The sequence below is a fragment of the Paenibacillus sp. FSL R5-0887 genome (assembly GCF_038002305.1).
Taxonomy (GTDB): Bacteria; Bacillota; Bacilli; order Paenibacillales; family Paenibacillaceae; genus Paenibacillus_AQ; species Paenibacillus_AQ odorifer.
Window position 1 is genome coordinate 2,437,150 of sequence record NZ_JBBOCE010000001.1, and the last position, 20,839, is coordinate 2,457,988.

Genomic DNA, 20,839 nt, shown 5'->3' on the forward strand with positions numbered 1-20,839 from the left:
TCCGTTACGGAGCAATTCCCCATACGAGAGCATCACTTTGATAAAGCGTCACTTTATCCCAGTTAGTATAAGCAGTTTTAGTAGCATCATAGGAGTAGTCATTGACTTCGTTAAAATTAGTCCAATCTGATTTATATATTCTGAGTTGAATATCTCCGGACTGGCCTCCAGCTGGAATGGAACCAGACGAAGAAGCAAACGAAAGTTCAACGTAAGTGTCTGCATTCGTGCCAGTGTAGTCTGCAAAGGCGACTTGAACATTATTATTGCCGATCTGTGCCCAATCAATTGTGCCATTTAACGTCTGATTACTATCTTTAGTGAAATAATAACGGATTTTAAGATCGCTTAAGTTCACTGCGGTTGTGCCGTTATTTTTAATATTAAAATAAGGTTTGATCTGATTGTCTGTCGCATTAGTATCTCCCGCCCGATACTGCAACGTCAGACTAATTGCTGCCGGAACTTGTGGAACAGCACTCGCTTGTGCCGAATTCACACTCTCTCCTGTACTATTGGTTGCGCTTACAACATAGTAATAGGTTGTTCCGTTCGTTAAGCCCGTGTTGATGTAGCTCGTTGCCGTTAGCCCTGTTGCTACAGTGGTGTACGGCCCTCCGCTTGTGGTCGCACTTTTCACAGTGTAACTAGTCGCACCACTGGATGCACTCCAGCTCAGGTTTACTTTTGCATCTCCTGCTGTCGCTACCAAATTGGTTGGCGCCGCGGGAACAGTCGCCACTGCTGCTGGAGCCGCACTCGCTTGTGTAGAATCCGCACTCTCTCCCACACTATTGGTTGCGCTTACAACATAGTAATAGGTTGTTCCGTTCGTTAGGGCGGTGTTAGTGTAGCTCGTGATCGTTAGCCCTGCTGCTACAGTGGTGTACGGGCCTCCGCTTGTGGTTGCACTTTTCACAGTGTAGCTAGTCGCACCATTGGATGCGCTCCAGCTCAGGTTTACTTTTGCATCTCCCGCTGTCGCTACCAAGTTAGTGGGTGCCGTCGGAACAGTCGCCACTGCTGCTGGGGTCGCACTCGCTTGTCCCGAATTCACACTCTCTCCTACACTATTGGTTGCGCTTACAACATAGTGATAGGTTGTTCCGTTCGTTAGGGCGGTGTTGGTGTAGCTCGTTGACGTTAGCCCGGTTGCTACAGTGGTGTACGGCCCTCCGCTTGTGGTCGCTCGTTTTACGGTGTAACTAATCGCACTGCTGGATGCCGTCCAGCTCAGGCTTACTTTTGCATCTCCCGCTGTCGCTACCAAGTTAGTGGGTGCCGCTGGAACTACAGTGCCCCCTCCGTTACTCAGAGGAATTACAGGGTAAGCATTCTGTACCAGCTGAACAAATTGATCATGGAACCAGTGGCCTGATACAGGCGCATTAGGTAATGCACCGGTCAGTGTGCCGCTTGAGCTGGTATAAGTCGGATCACACATTCTGTCAAAGCCCTTGCCCTCATTATTTGGAATGGCACTGCTGGAGCCGTCAGATTCTCCCGGAGGTTTCACCCAGACGAATGCATCCAAATGTGAGGCTGCATAACCTGCGGGTGCTGCTTGTGGAACTTCTCCAATTCCGGCACCGCTGGCATTACACCAATTGCCGCGATGGAGACGTTTATCAATCCGACCGGAATCCGCATAAGCGTTAACGGTTGTTCCGCTTGCACTAGTCGGACGATTAGGTCCTCCCCACCCGTTACGGGAAGTATCAATAAGGAAGCCGATCGTGGAAGGCCAACCTTTTGCTACAAAACCTGAATACAAAGCTGCTGTGAAATCAGCTTCATCAAAATACGGATTCCATTCATAATAACTTGCAGAACGAAGCTGCTGGCTGCCTATCGTAAGATTCGGATCTGGAAGATTAGGTTCTACTAGTGGAGTGGTATTGGCTGTATTCGTAATGAATCCATCGACACTAGCAAGTCCAGCTGTAGTGCCTGACACAACCGAAGTAAAGAGGTCGATAGCGGGGCCACGGTTAGTATCCCATCCGAGCCAGCCGGAGTGACCAATATCCATGTAAGTATACACATTTGGAATGGCATGGAGAGCATTTAAAGTGTAACGTGTAGCATCACGGTAAATATTCGTGGAGTTAGCTTGAGCACACTGTGGTGTGCTGAGATTGGTAACTAGATTCGGAAGCGAATCCGGCTCTACGATAGTCACTATCCGAATGTCACTATATTTGGGCTTTGCAAAAATACTGGCGATTACGTCAACATAATCTGATTTGTAGGTTGTCAAACCCGCTGCTGTCAGTGGCAGCTCGCCATTGGAGGCCAAAGCGTGGCAATCCCGCCCTGGCATATCATAAATTACAAATGTGGCTGTAATCGGTGTGTTTGGTTGCTTTTGCGCGAGTACGGAATCTAATGTTTCCTCAAGACTTTTTCTGCCTCCGTTTTCTGTCCCGCCATAAATTGCAGCAATTCGATCCAGCCATACGGCTGTCGGATATTTTTTAATGGTCTCCATCTTGGAAACTAAAGTACTATCGGTAACCTGAGCAATAGAGGTATCAATCAGTGCGGCATAATCAGGATTAACATATGCTGTAGCTCCTACAAACGGATTGTCAACATGCGCCTCACTGGCATACGTGGTAGAAGGAGCATATCCGGTGATAACTAAAGCCATGATCGTAAGCAATAACAACATTTGCTTCCTTAGTGCTTTTGTCATTTATTATTCTCCTTTCGACAATTAAATAAATTTGCAAATAATTTATTAATAGCCACGCGATGCTACAATTGCAGTATTCACTCCTTTAAAGAATGGTCACCTCCTCTATGCCTTACCCGCACTCATCATCACCTCCCCTCCGTTTTAAAGATCTAACAAGAGCCTAAATCCTCTAACTATTTAACATAAATATAATTTTATTTAATTTATAGAAAATTATCCCTTTTCTTGAATACTACCATATCCTATTTTTAATTAGAAGATAGTAGATGAAATAAAAGTTTAATAATGAGACTATAAGAATATTTGTTTATAAACTGGTAAATGATACAATGTGGAAGTGACAAGGTATTTTGAATTTTAAGTATTTTCGAAGTAACGCTAACAAACCTTTAAGGAGTGAAAAAAATGTCCATCGATGTTTATCTTAATTTCAATGGGAATTGTCGTAACGCAGCAGAGTTTTACGCAGAGGTGTTTGGCACTGAACGTCCACAAATCATGACCTTTGGTGAAACACCACCCGATCCCAATTTCACTCTTCCTGAGGAAGCTAAAGATTTGGTTATGCACACCCGCTTGAATATCGAAGGCAGTAATGTAATGTTTTCTGATGTTTTTCCAGGCATGCCTTTTATCGAAGGAAACAATATTAGTCTTTCCGTAGTTAGTAAGGATTTAGATAACATAAAGAAATATTTCGATAAGCTTCAAGAGGGCGGTAAAGTAGTTATGGAACTGCAAGAAACCTTCTGGAGCTCTTGTTATGGTAGTCTAAAAGATAAATTCGGCATCGACTGGCAATTCAATTATGATGACGGACGAATAAATATGTAATAAAAAAACAACGGGCATGGAGTAACTAACCTCCTGCTCGTTGTTTTTTTGTTTTTCGCTTAAATTAGTCCATAATCAAATCGTACACACTAACCTTCCGAATTCGCCAGGCAACAAGCATAGACACCGCATAAGCAACTACTAGAATGGCTGCACACAATAGCAATACTTGAGGCAAACTAACCGCCAGTTGGACATTATAAATCCCTAAACTCGAGAGCAATAGTACAAACGCTGAGTCTGAGAAAAAATACCCCCCTACGCTCCCCAAAGCTACTCCCACCACAATCACCGGAAACAGACTAAAGGTAATCTGCGTCATCAGATTAAAAGTGGTATAACCCATTCCTTTAAGAATGCCGAACTCACGTTTCCGCTTCAGAATCAAAGTCTTAATCACTAAATACAAAATCAGACTGACTACTATAATCGTCACCACAGTGATGACTGCTGTCATAGAAGATACTGCAGCAGTGAATGTACTGAGCGTACTATCAACCGTTTCTCGAATGTTAGTAATGTTCCATTGCTTAGGGAAGCGTGCTTCCAGATCCTTCACAAAAGCTTGCGCATCTCCCCCCTCTTTCAGATACACATTGATGGACAGAGGGGTGTACTCCGGTTGAAGTCTTCTCATTCCATCACCGGTCATACTCGCCACCATTCCAAGTTGGCTAATCTGCTGGCTTAAGCCAGTAACCAAATAATTCTCCGTCACACCATTAAAAGTGATCGGGACCTCGTCCCCTATTTCTGAATTTTCCAACTTAGCAATAACACCGGAAATCACAATTTCATTATCATAAATTGGCTCTCGCCCTTTGTATATGGTTTGTGTCTCCAGCTTGCTATAATCGTCAGATACCCGGAGCATAAAGCTGGTGTTCTTAATGGAAGCGACCATGCTATCCAATACAGTCAACTTTTCAACCCCTGGCATGGCTTCTAATTCTGTAAACTTCCCCTGCTGTAGGTCACCGTTTTTCGGCAATAACAAAAAGTCGCTGCGTTCTATACCTACCAGTTCTATAACTGCTGAGGTGTCTCCCTTAAAGTTGAAATTCAATATAGAGCAAAAAATACTAGAAAAGGTTAATCCGGCAACGATCAATACGATCATCATATTCTGTTTCGCCTGCCTTACTAAAGCTTTAAGGCTTAAGCTGAATTGCAGATTCATTCGGGATGTTTCCAGTGGCATTGGGTTCCGCTTGAAATTGTGAGTGAGGATTCCGCTCTGCAGAGCTGTAATCGGAGTAATGTTCCGAATTCGCCGGCTCGACAGATAGGTAACAAGTAGCACTAGTCCAGAGACAATAACCAAACTAAGTACTGCACTGACCCCTTCAAAGGATATTGGCCACAGAAGTCCGATTGAAGACGAAATCATATTCCCTACCAACGGCATAACCAGCCCAGATAACCCGCCTCCCGGTATAGCTGCAATGATGGAAACTGAGGTAAACTGTAGCAGAAGCGCATTTTTAATCTGCCATGAAGTATAACCGTTAGCTTTTAAAATACCGATGTTCGTTAAATTGTCTTCAATATGCCCCAATATTTGAAACCTGATGACAATAAGCGAGATTAGAACCATAATCAGTGCAAATACGATTAAAATGGCTGCTAAAAGATTAACAAAAACACGGTTCCCTTCGAGCCCAACCTCTGCCCGCATGACTTGAAATTGATCCGTACTTCCTGAGGCAAAAATCCGCTCACTAAGCATTTGCTCCAGCTTTACATCCTTTGAAGGATCGGTTAAATCTGCTGATAGAAAGCTGTACTGAGCTTCAGTTCCAAGACGTTCCTCCAACTGTTTATAACCTTCATCATTCAAAAATACTTTTAAAGCTCCATTAGTTAACGTCCCTAGCAACGGCTCCTCAATAAAGCCACCTATGGTATAAGAAAATGAGTTATTATCGTATACAAAAGTAAAAGTATCCCCAAGGTTATACCCCGATCCAACATGGAACAAATAAGGCAGATAGATCATATTCGCATCCTTAGATCCTAGTGGAGTCGTTGTCTTGAACAGTCCCTTGGTCCGCGGTGTATCCATGTTAAGAATTATAAAAGCTACCGTAGTGTCCGTTTGTCCGTACTTCATTTTAGCATCTGCTAACAGAATTGCTGCTTCATTCTCCCAGGATTCTGTATATGAATAACTATCCACAAGCTCCTCATACTCTTCTAGATAATCATCTTTTGGAAAATATGCACTTATTTCTGGAGTCCTTAATTCAGTCATTTTTTCTTGCTGGAAGGAATTGAGCTTCAAAATGACCGTAAGACCAATGTTCAGCAGCAGCACAGCTATCATGATAAGAATGAAGAGCGTAACCGTAGCACTTTTTCTTTTACGAATATTGGACCAAGCTAATTTTCCTATTAGGCTGCTCATCCCTACCACCCCAATTCGGTTAGAAAGGACTGTAATTGCTGCTGCCGTTCAGGTCCGTTATCTTCGCTATAAGGGGTAAGACGCAAATCTCCCACGATGACTCCATCCCGCAAATACAATATCCGATTTCCACGCAACGCGGTTTTAAGATCATGAGTAACCATAATTATACTTTGCCCTTGTCTATTCACCTCAGTAAGGACGCGCAGTACACCTATTCCTGCTGAACTATTTAACGCACCCGTCGGCTCATCGGCGAAAACCGCTTTTGGACTGTTGATCAATGCCCGGATAATCCCCGCCCGCTGAGCTTCGCCACCTGAGATTTGCGCCGGAAACTTGCCCCAGACAGAGTCATCCAGACCTACATCAGAGAGTAGCTTTTTGGCTTTTTTTACAGCCCCTGCTCTATCCTTTTGTACAAGAAAAGCACTTGATAATACATTGTCGAGGACACTCATCGTATCCAGCAGATGAATCTGCTGAAACACGAACCCACAATTCTTCCGCCGGAATATCGCAAGCTGATCATTACTCATGGCTGTGATATCCTGACCTTCAAATAGAACCTCTCCAAGTGTTGGCTTATCCATACCCGAAATGGCATACAGCAGTGTTGATTTACCAGAACCAGAGCTGCCCATGATAATCGTAAAATCACCATGATATAAGGTCAGATCCAGATTTTTCAAAACATGCTGCTGAGTTCCTCCATGGGAGAAGGTTTTTCCAAGCTTATTAGTCTGCATCAGCACTTTATTATTCACTTCGCTCATGTTGAACACTCCATTTACATTCATGCTCATTAATTGCGCTAAAAAAAATCATAGCTCTACGCGAAATATAATGGCTGCAATCACAAGCTCATTCGTAATTGCAACCCTATCGTACGTTAAATGTTCTTAACATGTCTTTGTGCAATCCTTAGCTAATTCTTAATTCTGTCCTACTAAAGGAATTAGCAGTTTGACTGTAAATCCGTCCTCCCGATTGGAGCACAGAATGTCGCCTTGCATTTTTTGCATCATATAACGGGAAATGTACAGGCCTAGACCTGCACCATTCTGGCTCACGGCCAGACTGCCCCGAAAAAATTTATTGAATACTAAAGGCAGCTCCTCTTCAGGAACCCCGGGACCATAGTCCAGAATATCTACCTCCAGATAATGATCCGTGATCTCGAACTTAATATCTATGGGTGTGTCTGTGTAGGCATATTTGTAGGAATTATTCACAACATTATCGATCACCTGCTGCAACCGCAAGGGGTCCACCGTAATGAGACAGTCAGGCACAGATGCTGCTGAAATCCGTTCATAGAAATTCACATTATTTATAATTTGGATCAGCAGGTGGCTTTGCTCTTCCGTTAAGCTGACTTTAAGTTCATTTAGTTCCTCCAAGGTCGAATGGAACATATCAGTCACCAGACGATCAATCTGATCTGCTTTGGAGTACAAAGTGTTAAGCTGTCTGCCGGTCTTCTCATCCCTTGCGCTTAATAACATCAGTTCCGTGATCGCCTTTAACGAAGCAACGGGTGTTTTAATGTCATGACTGAGACTAGCAACCAGTTCCTTTTTACTTTTATTCGCCAAATATTCGCTGTGTCTAGCCGCTGCAAGCTCTTCCCGCATCATATCAAAGCTTTCGGTAAAAGCACCAAACAGATGATTACGATCCATCTCCAGCGGCACTTCCAGATCACCTCTCGCGATATGCTTCGCGAATTGCTGCATTTTGCGGAACGGACGGAGAACCGATCGATTCAGGAACCAAATATAGAGAACGCCTAGAACCGTAAGCAGAAGCAGCATCACAATAGAAACTTGTATAAATTGTTTTTTCATATGTATAAAGATCGCACGGTAATCATTATTAATAATCACCTTCCCCACCATCTTATCCTGAACAAAAACGTCCACTAGAGTATCCCGATTATTGATGGCTTCGTTAACAGTAACGGAAATCGCATTTCCCGTCTGATATTTAAGTACTCCCGTGGTATCTATAATGGCAAATTCATAAGGACTTTCCTTGTACAGCTTCGGATCAAGCTTGTCCCAGTTCTGTTCCGTGAGCTTCACAATGGTATTGATCGCCACTCTATCTGTTCCTGTCTCCACCTGCAAATTAAGAATTAGGAAGGTGAGCGCTAAACTTGCGGCAAATATAGTAAGCAGAAGGGCCAACAGCAGTTTTTTTGTCATAACTATTTGTCCTCAAAAGCATAACCGATGCCCCATACTGTACGGATGTACTGAGGATCATTAGGATTCTGCTCAATCTTCTCACGTAGATGACGGATATGTACATTTAAGGTGCCATCCCCCGCAAAAACATCTCCCCATACCTCAGTAAATAACTCCTCTTTGGGGATTACCCTATTTTTCTGCTGAATCAAATAGCTGAGCAATTTATATTCCATCGTTTTCAGCTTGAGAGCTACGCCATTAAGGCTTACCCTCCTAAGTTCGGGGTCTATCTGGATAGGGCCGGCTTGGAGGATAGCTGCCTCAGCTATAACTTCGTTATTGTGGCGTTTAAGCACCGCCTTCACTTTTGCGAGCAGCACTCGCAGGGTATACGGCTTATGAATATAGTCATCTCCTCCGATATCAAGAGCAATCAATACATCATCTTCACTCGAGCGGGCACTAATAAACAAGATAGGAATCCCCATCGTCTGACGCAGCTCTTTGCATAACTGGAAGCCGGATTCACCGCCTAAATTAATATCTAGCAGTAACATTGAGACCTGATGCTCACGTAAAAAGCTTCGACAGGCATCAGCGCTTGTAACAAACGCGGTTTGAACATCGAACAAATTAAAATATTCGCAGGTGGTCTCCGCAAGTTCAGTTTCATCATCAATAATTAAACAATCATATCTCATGGATTTCTCTCCGCTTCAACAGAATTTAGTATTATGTTAGAATATGCCTTTAAGGAGGGGTTACCTGTGGATAAACAATCCCAGCGTCTGGAGCAATTTTTAGATAAATACGAACAAAGCTGGCCATTGAGCGGCACAGTCTTGATAGCTCAGCATGGAGAAATCAAGCTACAAAAAGCATATGGGTATGCGAATCTTGAACATCAGGTCCCGAACGCTATAGATACCAAATTCCGGATCTGGTCGCTAACCAAGTCATTCACTGGCATGGCGATTCTGATGCTAAAAGAACAAAAACGTCTGCGACTGGAAGATCCGATCTTAAAATATCTTCCTGAACAGCATGCATTCGAGGGGATGACCATCCTTCATCTGCTGGGACATACCTCGGGTATAGCCAACTACACTTCTCTACCCGAATATAATCAAAAATTAAATAAACTGAAGCTGACTCCCTTGGAGATGTTACAGCTATTTGTGAGTCAACCGCCTGCATTTATGCCCGGCACATCGTTTTCCTATAATAATTCGGGTTATTATTTATTAGGAATGATCATTGAAAAGATTACTGGCATGACATTTGAAGATTATATCACTACTTTTATATTACAGCCTCTTGGCATGGTAAATACAGGAGTTTATAACAATCAGCAAATCATTTCAAAATTAGCCTCACCTTATCATTCCTCATGGGGAGAGTATACTCAGGGTGAATACATACATATGAGCTCTATCCTGTCAGCGGGTGCCATGTATTCGACGGCTGCTGATCTTTTCCTGTGGGACCAAGCGTTATACTCCGATCAATTAGTATCCCACGATACTCTGGAGATGGCTTTTCATTCAAGTAATCTCAAATATCGATTTGGTTGGTTTTTGGACGAACGATATGATCGCAAAAGAATGTATCATGGTGGCGCTTATCGCGGCTTCCGAAGTGAAATGCACAGATATCCAGAAGAGCAGACAACCGTCATCATGTTGACCAATTATGATTGTGTCCCCATTACCAAGTTAACGGAATCTCTATCTGGATTAGTATTCGGTGAGCCTGCCGAAATGCCGATATTCCCGCGAGCCTTTCCACTTGATGATAGCATGTATGCTGAATATATGGGGACCTATGAGGGATTTGGCTGCAAAGCGAGCGTGGAGCGTAGGGGCCAGGAATATTATTTTGTCTGGAATGATGATGAGGTTACACCGTTCTATCCTATCTCTGAAAAAAGATTCCATCATACCAAGCATGACAGTGAATTTGAATTTAAACGGAATGAACAGGGTGAGCTTTCATTTCTGGGGATGAAAAAAAACAAACGAGTGCCGCATAAGCCATGAAATGGCTGCTGGGGCACCCGCCTTTTTTTCAGCTAAAGCCTAAGCCTTAGCCAAAATAATAAATTGTGTGAGCATCACGATTACCGCTGCAGACACCCCCAGCGAATTAATGATTGTTAAAGCATTTGGATAACTTTCTTTCCGAAACTGTGAGAACAAAGATACCGTCCATAACACGCTGAAAAATAACGACGACAACCCGGATACAGCTTCACTATCAATTCGTCTGCTCCGGAGAAACAATCCGGCAAGGGTGGCGACAGTATAAACAATATATATTACTAGCTCTATCGATGTGATAACGATCGCCTCGCCGGCAGAGAACAAACGCATTAACAAGTATTGAAAACCTAAACAGATAAACACAAGCTGGTTAAAAGATAGTCTCTTCACTCTCATAGCTTAGCTCCTTTAGGATATAATTTCGCGAAAGATAACGCTTACATTGTACTAGTGATTGAATATATCTTCTGTGACTTTCCATACCCTGCCAAATATTAGTCAGATAATATCCTCACATACAAAAAAGGAAGTACACTTTGCGAAAAAGATCCGCAAGGCATACTTCCTTTTTTTACGATGCGATTGTAGATTTAGACGGAATGGGACATCTTAGTTCCAAAATAGAATGAACAGTGGATTTATAAGATGTTTTCTTAAAATTAGGAGGTCATTGCTGTGAGAAACAAACAATCCATTGTCTTCGTGACCATACCATTATCCGAGATCAAGAAGTTCATCCTTATTGATATTGTTGCTGGATGGGTCTTTTATTTTGCTATAAAATTCCCCTTCCATTCCTTAATTGCCGCCTCTGCCGGAAGCATGTTTGGTCCTATCCTCATACGCCAATCCATGAAGTTAGTTCAAAATCGCGCCAAGTTTTAAGGTTTTAAGAACTGCTCAATCTGTTTTTTATGATGCTTATCATGTGGGATAAAACTTCTCAAGTACTTGCGAACGCTGAATTTTTTGCGATCTCCATCCTTATATTCCTGATTGAATTCCTCTTCCGTTAAGCCTACAGCTGCATCTATGATTTTAGTTCTATAACGTACAAATTGTTCAATTAATGTTTGTTCAGATAATAATTTAGCATATTCTACAGCGTTAGCATTAAACTCGTTAAAATCCAACTGCTTGGTTGTGATCGGTTCCCGGAGAATTATTTTCTTAATCGCACCTTCATAAAAATATTTATCCCATAACATGAGATGACAGATGATATCCTTTAAAGTCCATTTACCAGCTGCAATAGGCTGATTCCAATGTTTAGCTGATACTTCACCTAAAGATTCTACGAACGGGATGAGGGACTTAAATTCGAGTAACATTTGCTCATTTGTTTTTGCAGCCAGAGAGATCAACCTCCACATGAAAAATAAAATAATTCAGTCACAACATCTATGCTGCGTCATCCGCAGAAGCTGCGGCCAGATCCGTATCGGTAGAGTCAGGATTCAGCCAAATCTCAATCAACTCATGGGTACGCTTCACATCATTTTCGTCAAGGATGTAATACCATTGATCCTTCCGTCTGCCCTCACCCTGCAACATATGGCTTGTGATCTCAGGAGTACCCCCTTCAAGAATTACTCTTTTCGCCAAATCAAGAATAAAGTCTGACTTCATATTGGTTTGGAAATTACTGCCTGCTATTTCGATGATTTTCTGTATATTAAGGATATTATCTACTCTCTTCATCCGTTCAAGCGCAGATTTCAAAAAGATCCGCTGCCGCTCCGTTCGTTTAAAATCAGAATCCTCGCGGTATCTTACATACATTAATGCTTCAGCGCCAGAATAAATCGGTTTGTTCGGTTCAATTCTTAATTTCTCATGATCCGGGCTCTTGTTCTCAATCACCTTGGTAATCGGAAGTTCAACACCCCCTAGAGCATCTGTAACGCCCACAAGACCGTTAAAATTAATAGTAGCGTAATATTCGATAGGCGCGTTTAATAAATTTTTAACGGTGTCTACACTCATCTGAGGACCGCCATAGGAATGAGCTGCATTAATCTTGGTTTCTTTCCTAGCTCCTTTAACCTTTTCCGCTCCGATAATTTCTGCATAGGAATCACGAGGGATCGACACGAACAATACTTTATGATCAACTGGCCGGATCACAGTATATATAATCGAATCAGAAAGCCCGTTCTCTTTTCCCCGCTGATCAGTACCCAGTAGGAGGATAGAAAATGGACGATCCTTGTTATCCGCCGTTGGTTGTAATCCAGGAGCTTCAGCGTTTTCATTATTTTCTAAAGGAACGTATGATCCATCAAGCGTGTGTTCAATAGTCGGAGCCACAACATTATTAAATCCGAAAATCAGCAGTTCTTTACGAAAAACATAAGATCCTAGCCCAGCAATAAGTACGATAGCAAGCGTAAATAACCAGATCTTTTTTTTCTTGCTGGTCTTAGTTTTCTTCTTCACCTTTTTTTTCTCAATTCTACTTAAAGAAAATGAAGAAGCTGAATGGGTAGTCTGTTTATTTTTCATTCGGATCCTTAACCCTTCCTGATGACGGATTCTACCAGCCGATAATAGGGAATCATGTAGGTTGTCTCAAAGCCTAATCTATGCGCTAAGTTGAAAGAACCCTCGTTATCCAGACGACACGCCCACACCGGCTCAAGCTGATGTTCTAGACAGTATTCTATTAAGGCTGAACAGACCGCGTAGGCATAGCCCTTCCCCCGATGTGCTTCTGAAGTTTCTATGCCAATTTCCAGTTGATGCTCATTAACAAAACCCGAAAATGCCGTAGAGGCAATTTCCCCAGCGTCAAGAATATTGAAGCCCAGCCCCTCAGCAAGAAATTGCTCTTCATTCCTCCAAAACGCCTTAGGATTGACACCTCCTGTTGCCGCCAAAAACCGTTCTTTGTTCATTCGCACCACTTCAAGGTCTTGGTTAAGATAAGAAGCTTTCTGTTTCAGATATTTCTCGCGGTTAAAGCTGAAGTTGACCCTTGTATTTCTATGGAGCATTTCCTGTTCACTCCAATGAGCGATAACTTCCGGCCAGCCTCCCGCTGGATCAGCCTGCAGCAACTCTTGATGATGCCGAATCATATTTTTATTGGTTATGTAATCAAAAAGATCGCGCTTAAACTCTTCATTATCCGACTCTCCAATTAATAAAGACATTCCACAAGGGTGAGCAATGTAAAAAGCACGCGGGTTAACGATATCGTCAACATATACGCTGCCAGGTATGACTTGTTTAACCACGGACTCAGCAAACATCGTATTTATTTTCACTTTTCCTAAAGGCTCAATAGCTTTGTAATAATCTTTACGCTCTAGTCGTTTCATAATTTTCTCCTTAGATCTCACGTAATGTTTTGATAGATAACCAACAGTATGTGAGGGTATTTTTTGCTGGATGACACTGTTACCTAAAATATCCCATTATTATAGACGATCTTAGGGTCGATAAGTTTCTATTTATAAGAAATTTGTGAGACAAAAAAAGACCATATCCTATCAAGGATTGGTCTACCCTATTTATTAATGATGATCTTAGGTTTTTTTCACAATCATATCGATCTCACTCTTGAGTAAAAGATATCTGACGACACTTCTCATGATCGGAACTTTAGTCAACTTATGCTGATCTACATAACTTTTCATTTGGTCTTTAGACAGCCCGAGCAAGCTTCCCGCTTCAGACACCGTCAATACTTCTTTGTTACTTGTAGCGTTAAAGGTTTTCTTAACTTTTAAATTCCAGTCTTCAAACACCTGCATTTACATCCGCCACCTTTCTATAAAAAAATCCCCAAACGAGACGTTTGGGGATTCATTTTACTACTTACAGTTTTACAACATTCTCAGCTTGTTGACCACGATTACCTTGAACTACGTTAAATTCTACACGTTGTCCTTCATCCAGGGACTTGAATCCGTCACCAGTAATTGCGCTGAAATGTACGAATACATCTTCTCCACCTTCAACCTCGATAAAACCAAAACCTTTGTCTGCGTTAAACCATTTCACTGTTCCTGTTTGCATAATATAATTACCACCTTATTTTTATTTACATGTTATTCTTATCCTCAAAAAATCTCTTGCAAAATCTCTAAAAAAATAAAAATTCACATATGGTACAAGGTTATTAACGTCTAAAGAATAACCCTCTACGCTATGTGAATTCGCCAGGTAAATACTTTCGATAGATTGATTATAACACAGCTAACACCAAATAGATACTCTACTGCATTATGAAGAAAATGGGAGGTAAGAAGGAGCTGTGCCATAATTGATTCTACGAGCGGAGACTGACCTCCTCACTTTCAAAATCCTAAAATCAACAAAACAGCGATTCTTCTGTTATCGAAGAATCGCTGTTCGGCGTTTTTTGGTCATTCGCGGCCTACTACGACTACACATTCATTATCCTACGGGGCTTTCGGACTCGGTAGACGTTATTACATGTTTTAATTCTTTACCGCTAGATTTCGGACTCCAGTGACGCTATTCCTTGGAAAGAGGCTCATAATAAGCATTTTTTAGGCCAATAGCTGCACTGGAGTCCGATAACATTCCAAATATCGGATAATCGTACGTTTAAGGACCACTGTGTCCGTTAGCAGGTTACTAAGCGTATTTTCCAGTGACTAAGCATGTGCTTTCGACACAGCAGTCATTTTCATAGTTTTAGGTGCCAGCCCTTCTCTATATATCTGAAAAGGCAATCTAAATTTTAAAGTAAGATAATTTATCCAACAGGTCTTGCACCATTGAGCTGAGTGACTCCGACGAGGCTGAGATCTCTTCCATAGAAGCAAGCTGCTCCTCAGAGGCTGCTGCCACACTTTGGGAGTCCGAGGAAGCTTCCGAAGCAAGATCGGCTAATTGTTTAACGGTAACTGAAATTTGCTCCGTCCCCGCGGTCATCTGCTGTGCAGCTGCTGAGACCTCTTGGATCTGATCGGTTACCTGTGTCATCTCTGTCAGAATCGACGTAAATAAAAGATCACTATCAGATACACTCTGCACACCAAGAATTACTTTTTCATTGCCGACAGCCATCGCTTGTGAAGCTTGATTAGTATCTTGCACCACATCTTCAACCAAAGCAGTAACTTGTTCGGCAGCTTTTTTAGTCTGATCTGCCAGCATGCGAATTTCTGAGGCCACCACCGCAAAACCTCGGCCATGTTCACCCACTCTGGACGCCTCAATAGCCGCATTTAGTGCCAACAGATTGGTCTGTTTACTTATGTTCGAAATCAAGCCGATAATCCCGCTGATCTGAGCAGATCGTTCGCCTAAACGTTCAATCGCCAGACTTGTCTCATCTACAGACAGCTTTAACTCCGACATTTGATTCACTGCCATTTGCAGCTGGGCACTGCCCTTTTTCGTCTGATCGGTAACTTCATCTGCAGACGCAGACACCGATGACGAAGAGTCAGCGATCCGTTGCACTCCAACATTCAGCTCGCTCATCGCCATTGAAGAATCACCCGCATAATCATTCTGCAGCTGCGCTCCTTCGGCTACTCGTCCAATTGCCACAGCAATTTGTTCAGCAGCTTTCCCAGTCTGCTCAGCGTTAGCTGTCAGCTCTTCAGAGGTAGCTCCCACGGACATTGATAGATCAGCGACAAGTCCAAACATTTCTCGAAGCTTATGGGTCATATGATTAAAATGTGTAGCCATTTTGCCGAATTCATCATCATTTCGAACCTGCAGGGTTTGAGTCAAATCCCCCTGAGACATCAGCTGCAATTTCTCAGATAACAAACGAAGCGGTTTAACTACCATTAACCATAGTTGAAGACCAACAATAACAGCTAAAATCAAAATCCCAATAATCATAATGATAAAAAATTCTGTTTTAGCTTGTTCATAATCAGCCATGATAACATCCTTAGAGATCGCTGTCTGTGTGTACCAGACCTGGTCACTTCCAGGCATTGGTATCGGAACAAAAGTCCGCAGCACGTCTTCTCCCTTGGAATTTATCGTGTATCCCAGTTTGGCCTCCCCATTCTTCACACGCTTCCACAGTACTGTTTTATCTTCTGTATCACCAAATTCTTTGAGTACACTTTGAGGATCATTTGGGTTGGCTGCATATTTGCCATTACCAGTGATTAAAGAAACATAACCTCCCAGAGGTTTATAGTTAACGGCTTCTTCCTGCAATTGGGTTAACGAAACATCGAACCCTACAGTCCCCAGAAATGCACCCGTTTTATCCAAAATTGGTAGCATGACCGAAATCATCTCTATAGCTCCACCAGTCGTCTCATAGGAGTAGGGTTCAATATATACCGGTTTTTTCTCTTTTTTTGGTAAAAGGTAATAATCACCCGCACCTTCTACATCATAATTCTTTAAGGGTTCAACCTTTATTGCACCTTGATTTCTAAAGACATAAGGAATAAAACGCCCCGTACCATCATCATATGGCATCTTATTTATATTAGCCTGATCGTTCTGATCAAAAGCATTGGGTTCCCATAATATGCTCATCCCAAAAATTTCTGGTCTGTGCTCAAGCATAGTTTTCATTGTAGAAACAACATCTTCACGGTCCAAGGTTTGACGTTCTCTTGATTCAAGGAGTACTTCAGCGAGCGCTTCACCCGTCGACTGAATGTCTATCATTCTATTCTGAATGGTCTCCGCATAACTTTTTCCTGCGACCTCTGCCTGAAGTTCACCGTTGGATATGCTCACACTACGCAGATTAGCCAGGTTTGCGACTAAACTAAAGAAAAAGATCACAATAATTACTAAACTTACCACCATAACAAATTTAAACGTTAATGAAAGCCTTCGATACAATGCCATCTGAACAACTCCACTCTAGGATAATATATCTTTAATCGACAAAATACGACCTCTATTCAATAGGACTTATTACCTATAATTCAAGGGGTGAAAATTTAAAATTCTATCCATTCCAAAAGTATGTTTAAATAAAAGTAGCCTAATCAAAAAATAACATAATACAAAGGAGTTCATGCCGATGGAAATATCCTCTTTTTTGTTGCCAAAAGATCAAGTCGCCTATATCACTAACTCACTATCCATGCTGGAAGCCTTAGAACAATTAGAACAGCACCATTACACGGCTATCCCTATTATTGATAATGAAGGAAAATATGTAGGAACACTTTCGGAGGGTGATCTATTGTGGAAGCTGAAAAACACAGCAGATTTAACCTTTGACAATATAGGGGAAGTTCCAGTAAGCGACATCCAAAAGCATGTTCATAACGAAAGTGTTCTCATTAATGCAGAAATGGAGGATATGCTGACGCTTGCTGCGGATCAGAATTTCGTTCCTGTGATTGATAATGAGGGTGTATTTGTTGGAATTATTAGGAGAAAAGATATCATTGAATATTACACTCGCAACATTACAGATTAATAAAAAATGACCAATCTCCATTACGGAGACTGGTCATTTTATTTTTCATCAAAATTACAGTTCAGTCAGGATAATCGTTCCTTGTGGGGTAATCGCTAAAGTATGCTCATATTGTGCTGACAATCCGCCGTCAATGGTACGCGCAGTCCAACCATCCGCATCAATTTTTGTTCTGTAACTGCCTGTGTTCAGCATGGGCTCAATGGTAAATACCATCCCCTCTTTAAGACGAGGCCCTCTCCCTGCTGGACCATAGTGAGGTACTTCCGGAGCTTCATGCATTTCTGAACCGATCCCGTGGCCAATAAAATCACGCACTACAGAAAACCCGTTAGACTCTGCATAAACTTGGATGGCATGCGCAACATCGCCAATACGGTTGCCTGCAACCGCCTGCTCGATTCCACGGAATAAAGATTCCTTAGTAGTGTCTAGAAGTTTGGTCGCCTGTTCACTAATATTGCCAATCCCGTAAGACCAGGCCGAATCTGCCAACCAGCCGTTTAAGTTAACAACCATGTCAATGGTTACGATATCCCCGTCTTTTAGCGGCTCTTTTTTCGGGAATCCGTGGCATATTACATCATTTACAGATGCACAGGTTGCGTACGGGTACCCATTATATCCTTTTTGCTCAGGAGTAGCTCCTTGAGACAATATAAATTTTTCTGCAAATTCATCAATTTCCCAGGTCGTAATACCAGGCTGCAAAATTTGCGCAATTTGACGATGACATTCAGCGAGAATTTTTCCCGCCGCACGCATTTTTTCGATCTCTTCCATCGTTTTCATGATAATCATAATATCGCCTCTTCTGTACAGAACACATCGCTCTCGGGCAACGGTTCTTCTTTTGTATTTAGTTTACCCTTTATATTATGAAAGAAAATCGCGAGAAATCCAAATCATTAGGCAAAAAAAATTATATTTTCCTTCCTGAATCTAAAAATAACATCATTTCTTATGAGAATGTTAGATGAAAGACGAGTGCCTTATCAGCAATTTCTCTTATCTTTCTAATAAAACATAAAGTTATTGTTATCGTTAAATTATTTATTATTCCTAAAAATTCCTTTATATGTTATATTCAAAATAACTGAGGAGGTGATACATGCCTGTAATTGAGTGCATTTACTGCAACCACCTGGAGGATACGCATAATCAAAGAAGCAACCCTATTTGATTAAGGAGGAAATGTTGATGAAATTCAGAAAGCATTTTTCGTTCCGGAAAATCAGTTTGTTAGTATTAATTAGTATCCTTACTCTTTCTATTTCTTTACCTCAACAGCAGGCAGCGGCAGCAAACACTTCTGTTAAAGGTTTTTATGTAAGCGGTACCAATTTATACGATGCCACCGGCAGTCCTTTTGTAATGCGCGGGGTGAATCATGCACACACTTGGTACAAAAACGATCTGGCTACTGCAATACCGGCCATCGCAGCGACTGGCTCCAATACCGTCAGAATTGTACTTTCTAATGGCAGCAAGTGGTCTCTCGATACTTTAGCTGATGTCCAAAATATTCTAAAGCTTTGTGATCAGTATAAAATGATTGCCATGCTGGAAGTGCATGATGCTACGGGCTCAGACAACACCTCTGATCTTAACGCTGCAGTAAACTATTGGATCAGCATCAAGGATGCTTTGATCGGTAAAGAAGATCGTGTCATTGTGAATATTGCTAATGAATGGTACGGTTCTTGGAACACTGCAACATGGGCTAGTGGATACCAAGCGGCAATTCCTGCGTTAAGAAATGCGGGCATTAAGAACACTTTAGTTGTAGATGCAGCGGGATGGGGTCAATACCCACAATCTATCTTCACTAGTGGTCAGGCTGTATTTAATTCAGATACCTTAAAAAACACTATTTTCTCAATTCATATGTACGAATATGCTGGAGGTAATGCTGCTACAGTTAAGAGTAATATCGATAGTGCCTTGGCTATTGGAGCCCCTGTGATTATCGGCGAATTCGGTGACAAGCACACGGGTGGAGATGTCGATGAAGCCACCATTATGAGCTACACTAAGGAAAAAAAGGTGGGCTGGCTCGCCTGGTCCTGGTATGGTAATGGCGGAGGCGTTGAATATCTGGATCTAGCCAGCGGTCCAGCAGGAACACTCAGCAACTGGGGAAATACAGTCGTTAATGGAGCAAACGGAACCTTAGCAACCTCCGTGCTTAATAAAATTTACACAACACCTGGTTACCAACCTGTGCCGGATGGTGGCACTACACCAACACCAACACCAACACCAACACCTACACCTACACCTACACCTACACCTACACCTACACCTACACCTACACCAACACCAACAGCTACACCAACAGCTACACCTACACCTACACCTACACCTACACCTACACCTACAGTAACACCTACACCTACAGCCACTCCTACCGGCTCGCCATCCAGTAATCTGGCACTTTACTACCGTGCAGCAGATACCAATGCTACTGATAACTCAATCAAGCCCTACTTCAACATCTATAACAACGGAACAACGGCAGTCAATTTAAATGGACTGAAAATTCGTTATTACTTTACTAAAGATGGAAGCGCCTCTCTCAATGGAGTAATCGATTGGGCGCAGGTCGGTGCTTCTAATATATCGGTTGCCCTCGGGTCCACAAGTGGGACGAACGCCGACTCTTACGTTGAGCTTACTTTCAATGCTAGCGCGGGCTCCATACCTGCCGGTGGACAATCAGGAGAAATCCAATTACGCGTGCACAAAAGCGACTGGTCTAACTTCAATGAAGCAAATGACTATTCGTTCGATCCAACCAAAGTTTCCTTCAGCACTTGGAACAAAGTAACCCTGTATCAAAACGATGTACTGATCTCTGGCATCGCTCCTTAAAAACACAAACCAGCGAGCCTCCCGGAATTGGAGACTTGCTGGTTTTTAAATTGAATCTGTTGTAGCGCAGATGTTGGGATCTTACTAGATTATTGTAGATCAAATAAAAGCAGCTGCTAGATTTGTCAGTCAACGGTGATCTACTGCTGTTAGCCTGCTCCCGGAATGTTACTACTCTGATGTTAGTCTACCGCTGGACTGTTACTACTTTGATGTTAGTCTACTGTCGCTCGTCTATTGTTCCGCTAGTCGTTTGCTGCTCTTTTATTTGGCTGTTCTGCGTTACTTCACTATTGCTCCTGCTGTTCTGCGTATTACTCTACAATTGCTCCTACTGCGCTAATTTCACTCTGTCCCACTATCTAATTCAACCCTTTCACTACTCTG

General features: G+C 42.2%; 18 protein-coding genes. 5 read left to right on the forward strand and 13 right to left on the reverse strand.

Annotated features, from left to right (window positions below; all coding sequences use genetic code 11):
* Positions 1-4 precede the first annotated feature (4 nt).
* The gene (locus MKY14_RS11035) at positions 5-2,698 is read right to left on the reverse strand and encodes a glycoside hydrolase family 6 protein (protein WP_445669866.1); all 2,694 of its coding nucleotides are present in this window, start codon (positions 2,696-2,698) and stop codon (positions 5-7) included.
* A 408-nt stretch (positions 2,699-3,106) separates the two neighbouring features.
* Between MKY14_RS11035 and MKY14_RS11040 the strand changes: the two genes are divergently transcribed.
* On the forward strand, positions 3,107-3,535 hold the full coding sequence (locus MKY14_RS11040) for a VOC family protein (RefSeq protein ID WP_076281467.1): 429 nt from the start codon (positions 3,107-3,109) through the stop codon (positions 3,533-3,535).
* A 64-nt stretch (positions 3,536-3,599) separates the two neighbouring features.
* On the opposite strand, the gene MKY14_RS11045 is transcribed toward MKY14_RS11040, so the two are convergent.
* The 4 genes from MKY14_RS11045 to MKY14_RS11060 form a co-directional block, all read right to left on the reverse strand.
* Positions 3,600-5,942, reverse strand: coding sequence for an ABC transporter permease (locus MKY14_RS11045; protein ID WP_340976481.1), 2,343 nt, complete (start codon positions 5,940-5,942; stop codon positions 3,600-3,602).
* 2 nt (positions 5,943-5,944) lie between these two features.
* Positions 5,945-6,718, reverse strand: coding sequence for an ABC transporter ATP-binding protein (locus MKY14_RS11050; RefSeq protein WP_076183127.1), 774 nt, complete (start codon positions 6,716-6,718; stop codon positions 5,945-5,947).
* Positions 6,719-6,877: 159 nt separating this feature from the next.
* Complete coding sequence (locus tag MKY14_RS11055; protein WP_076304844.1) at positions 6,878-8,152, reverse strand: HAMP domain-containing sensor histidine kinase; 1,275 nt, start codon at positions 8,150-8,152, stop codon at positions 6,878-6,880.
* 2 nt (positions 8,153-8,154) lie between these two features.
* Complete coding sequence (locus tag MKY14_RS11060; protein ID WP_076183131.1) at positions 8,155-8,838, reverse strand: response regulator transcription factor; 684 nt, start codon at positions 8,836-8,838, stop codon at positions 8,155-8,157.
* Between the two features lie 66 nt (positions 8,839-8,904).
* Between MKY14_RS11060 and MKY14_RS11065 the strand changes: the two genes are divergently transcribed.
* Entirely contained in the window at positions 8,905-10,176 is a 1,272-nt protein-coding gene (locus MKY14_RS11065; RefSeq protein ID WP_340394130.1) for a serine hydrolase domain-containing protein, read from the forward strand.
* 39 nt (positions 10,177-10,215) lie between these two features.
* Here the strand turns inward: MKY14_RS11065 and MKY14_RS11070 are convergent, their stop codons facing one another.
* Positions 10,216-10,575: a hypothetical protein gene (locus MKY14_RS11070; RefSeq protein WP_076129905.1), complete on the reverse strand. Its 360-nt coding sequence runs from the start codon at positions 10,573-10,575 to the stop codon at positions 10,216-10,218.
* 279 nt (positions 10,576-10,854) lie between these two features.
* Between MKY14_RS11070 and MKY14_RS11075 the strand changes: the two genes are divergently transcribed.
* Positions 10,855-11,064 carry a hypothetical protein gene (locus MKY14_RS11075; RefSeq protein ID WP_076100132.1) on the forward strand — a complete coding sequence of 70 codons (210 nt, stop codon included), beginning with the start codon at positions 10,855-10,857 and terminating at the stop codon, positions 11,062-11,064.
* Here the strand turns inward: MKY14_RS11075 and MKY14_RS11080 are convergent.
* The 6 genes from MKY14_RS11080 to MKY14_RS11105 all read right to left on the reverse strand — a co-directional run bounded on the left by MKY14_RS11080 (position 11,061) and on the right by MKY14_RS11105 (position 16,995).
* The gene (locus MKY14_RS11080; protein ID WP_179086268.1) at positions 11,061-11,543 is read right to left on the reverse strand and encodes a DinB family protein; all 483 of its coding nucleotides are present in this window, start codon (positions 11,541-11,543) and stop codon (positions 11,061-11,063) included. The genes MKY14_RS11075 and MKY14_RS11080 overlap by 4 nt on opposite strands.
* A 37-nt stretch (positions 11,544-11,580) precedes the next feature.
* Entirely contained in the window at positions 11,581-12,684 is a 1,104-nt protein-coding gene (locus MKY14_RS11085; RefSeq protein ID WP_081386408.1) for an LCP family protein, read from the reverse strand.
* A gap of 8 nt (positions 12,685-12,692) precedes the next feature.
* Entirely contained in the window at positions 12,693-13,502 is an 810-nt protein-coding gene (locus tag MKY14_RS11090) for a GNAT family N-acetyltransferase (RefSeq protein ID WP_076129907.1), read from the reverse strand.
* Positions 13,503-13,709: 207 nt separating this feature from the next.
* Entirely contained in the window at positions 13,710-13,937 is a 228-nt protein-coding gene (locus MKY14_RS11095) for a hypothetical protein (RefSeq protein WP_038572358.1), read from the reverse strand.
* A gap of 64 nt (positions 13,938-14,001) precedes the next feature.
* On the reverse strand, positions 14,002-14,202 hold the full coding sequence (locus MKY14_RS11100) for a cold-shock protein (RefSeq protein ID WP_036685790.1): 201 nt from the start codon (positions 14,200-14,202) through the stop codon (positions 14,002-14,004).
* Between the two features lie 684 nt (positions 14,203-14,886).
* Positions 14,887-16,995 (reverse strand): methyl-accepting chemotaxis protein, encoded by a 2,109-nt coding sequence (locus tag MKY14_RS11105; protein ID WP_076129908.1) that lies wholly within the window; start codon positions 16,993-16,995, stop codon positions 14,887-14,889.
* 178 nt (positions 16,996-17,173) lie between these two features.
* Between MKY14_RS11105 and MKY14_RS11110 the strand changes: the two genes are divergently transcribed.
* Complete coding sequence (locus MKY14_RS11110; protein ID WP_038572361.1) at positions 17,174-17,578, forward strand: CBS domain-containing protein; 405 nt, start codon at positions 17,174-17,176, stop codon at positions 17,576-17,578.
* A gap of 54 nt (positions 17,579-17,632) precedes the next feature.
* On the opposite strand, the gene map is transcribed toward MKY14_RS11110, so the two are convergent.
* Positions 17,633-18,379 carry a type I methionyl aminopeptidase gene (gene map / locus MKY14_RS11115; RefSeq protein ID WP_036685786.1) on the reverse strand — a complete coding sequence of 249 codons (747 nt, stop codon included), beginning with the start codon at positions 18,377-18,379 and terminating at the stop codon, positions 17,633-17,635.
* 399 nt (positions 18,380-18,778) lie between these two features.
* Here map and MKY14_RS11120 point away from each other — a divergent pair, with 399 nt between their 5' ends.
* Complete coding sequence (locus tag MKY14_RS11120; protein WP_340976484.1) at positions 18,779-20,452, forward strand: cellulase family glycosylhydrolase; 1,674 nt, start codon at positions 18,779-18,781, stop codon at positions 20,450-20,452.
* Positions 20,453-20,839 lie beyond the last annotated feature (387 nt).

Bases quoted from the DNA above. Each gene is read 5' to 3' on its own strand.
- MKY14_RS11035 (WP_445669866.1), bottom strand. From the start codon at position 2,698: ATGACAAAAGCACTAAGGAAGCAAATGTTGTTATTGCTTACGATCATG.
- MKY14_RS11040 (WP_076281467.1), top strand. From the start codon at position 3,107: ATGTCCATCGATGTTTATCTTAATTTCAATGGGAATTGTCGTAACGCA.
- MKY14_RS11045 (WP_340976481.1), bottom strand. From the start codon at position 5,942: ATGAGCAGCCTAATAGGAAAATTAGCTTGGTCCAATATTCGTAAAAGA.
- MKY14_RS11050 (WP_076183127.1), bottom strand. From the start codon at position 6,718: ATGAGCGAAGTGAATAATAAAGTGCTGATGCAGACTAATAAGCTTGGA.
- MKY14_RS11055 (WP_076304844.1), bottom strand. From the start codon at position 8,152: ATGACAAAAAAACTGCTGTTGGCCCTTCTGCTTACTATATTTGCCGCA.
- MKY14_RS11060 (WP_076183131.1), bottom strand. From the start codon at position 8,838: ATGAGATATGATTGTTTAATTATTGATGATGAAACTGAACTTGCGGAG.
- MKY14_RS11070 (WP_076129905.1), bottom strand. From the start codon at position 10,575: ATGAGAGTGAAGAGACTATCTTTTAACCAGCTTGTGTTTATCTGTTTA.
- MKY14_RS11085 (WP_081386408.1), bottom strand. From the start codon at position 12,684: ATGAAAAATAAACAGACTACCCATTCAGCTTCTTCATTTTCTTTAAGT.
- MKY14_RS11090 (WP_076129907.1), bottom strand. From the start codon at position 13,502: ATGAAACGACTAGAGCGTAAAGATTATTACAAAGCTATTGAGCCTTTA.
- MKY14_RS11095 (WP_038572358.1), bottom strand. From the start codon at position 13,937: ATGCAGGTGTTTGAAGACTGGAATTTAAAAGTTAAGAAAACCTTTAAC.
- MKY14_RS11100 (WP_036685790.1), bottom strand. From the start codon at position 14,202: ATGCAAACAGGAACAGTGAAATGGTTTAACGCAGACAAAGGTTTTGGT.
- MKY14_RS11105 (WP_076129908.1), bottom strand. From the start codon at position 16,995: ATGGCATTGTATCGAAGGCTTTCATTAACGTTTAAATTTGTTATGGTG.
- MKY14_RS11110 (WP_038572361.1), top strand. From the start codon at position 17,174: ATGGAAATATCCTCTTTTTTGTTGCCAAAAGATCAAGTCGCCTATATC.
- map (WP_036685786.1), bottom strand. From the start codon at position 18,379: ATGATTATCATGAAAACGATGGAAGAGATCGAAAAAATGCGTGCGGCG.
- MKY14_RS11120 (WP_340976484.1), top strand. From the start codon at position 18,779: ATGAAATTCAGAAAGCATTTTTCGTTCCGGAAAATCAGTTTGTTAGTA.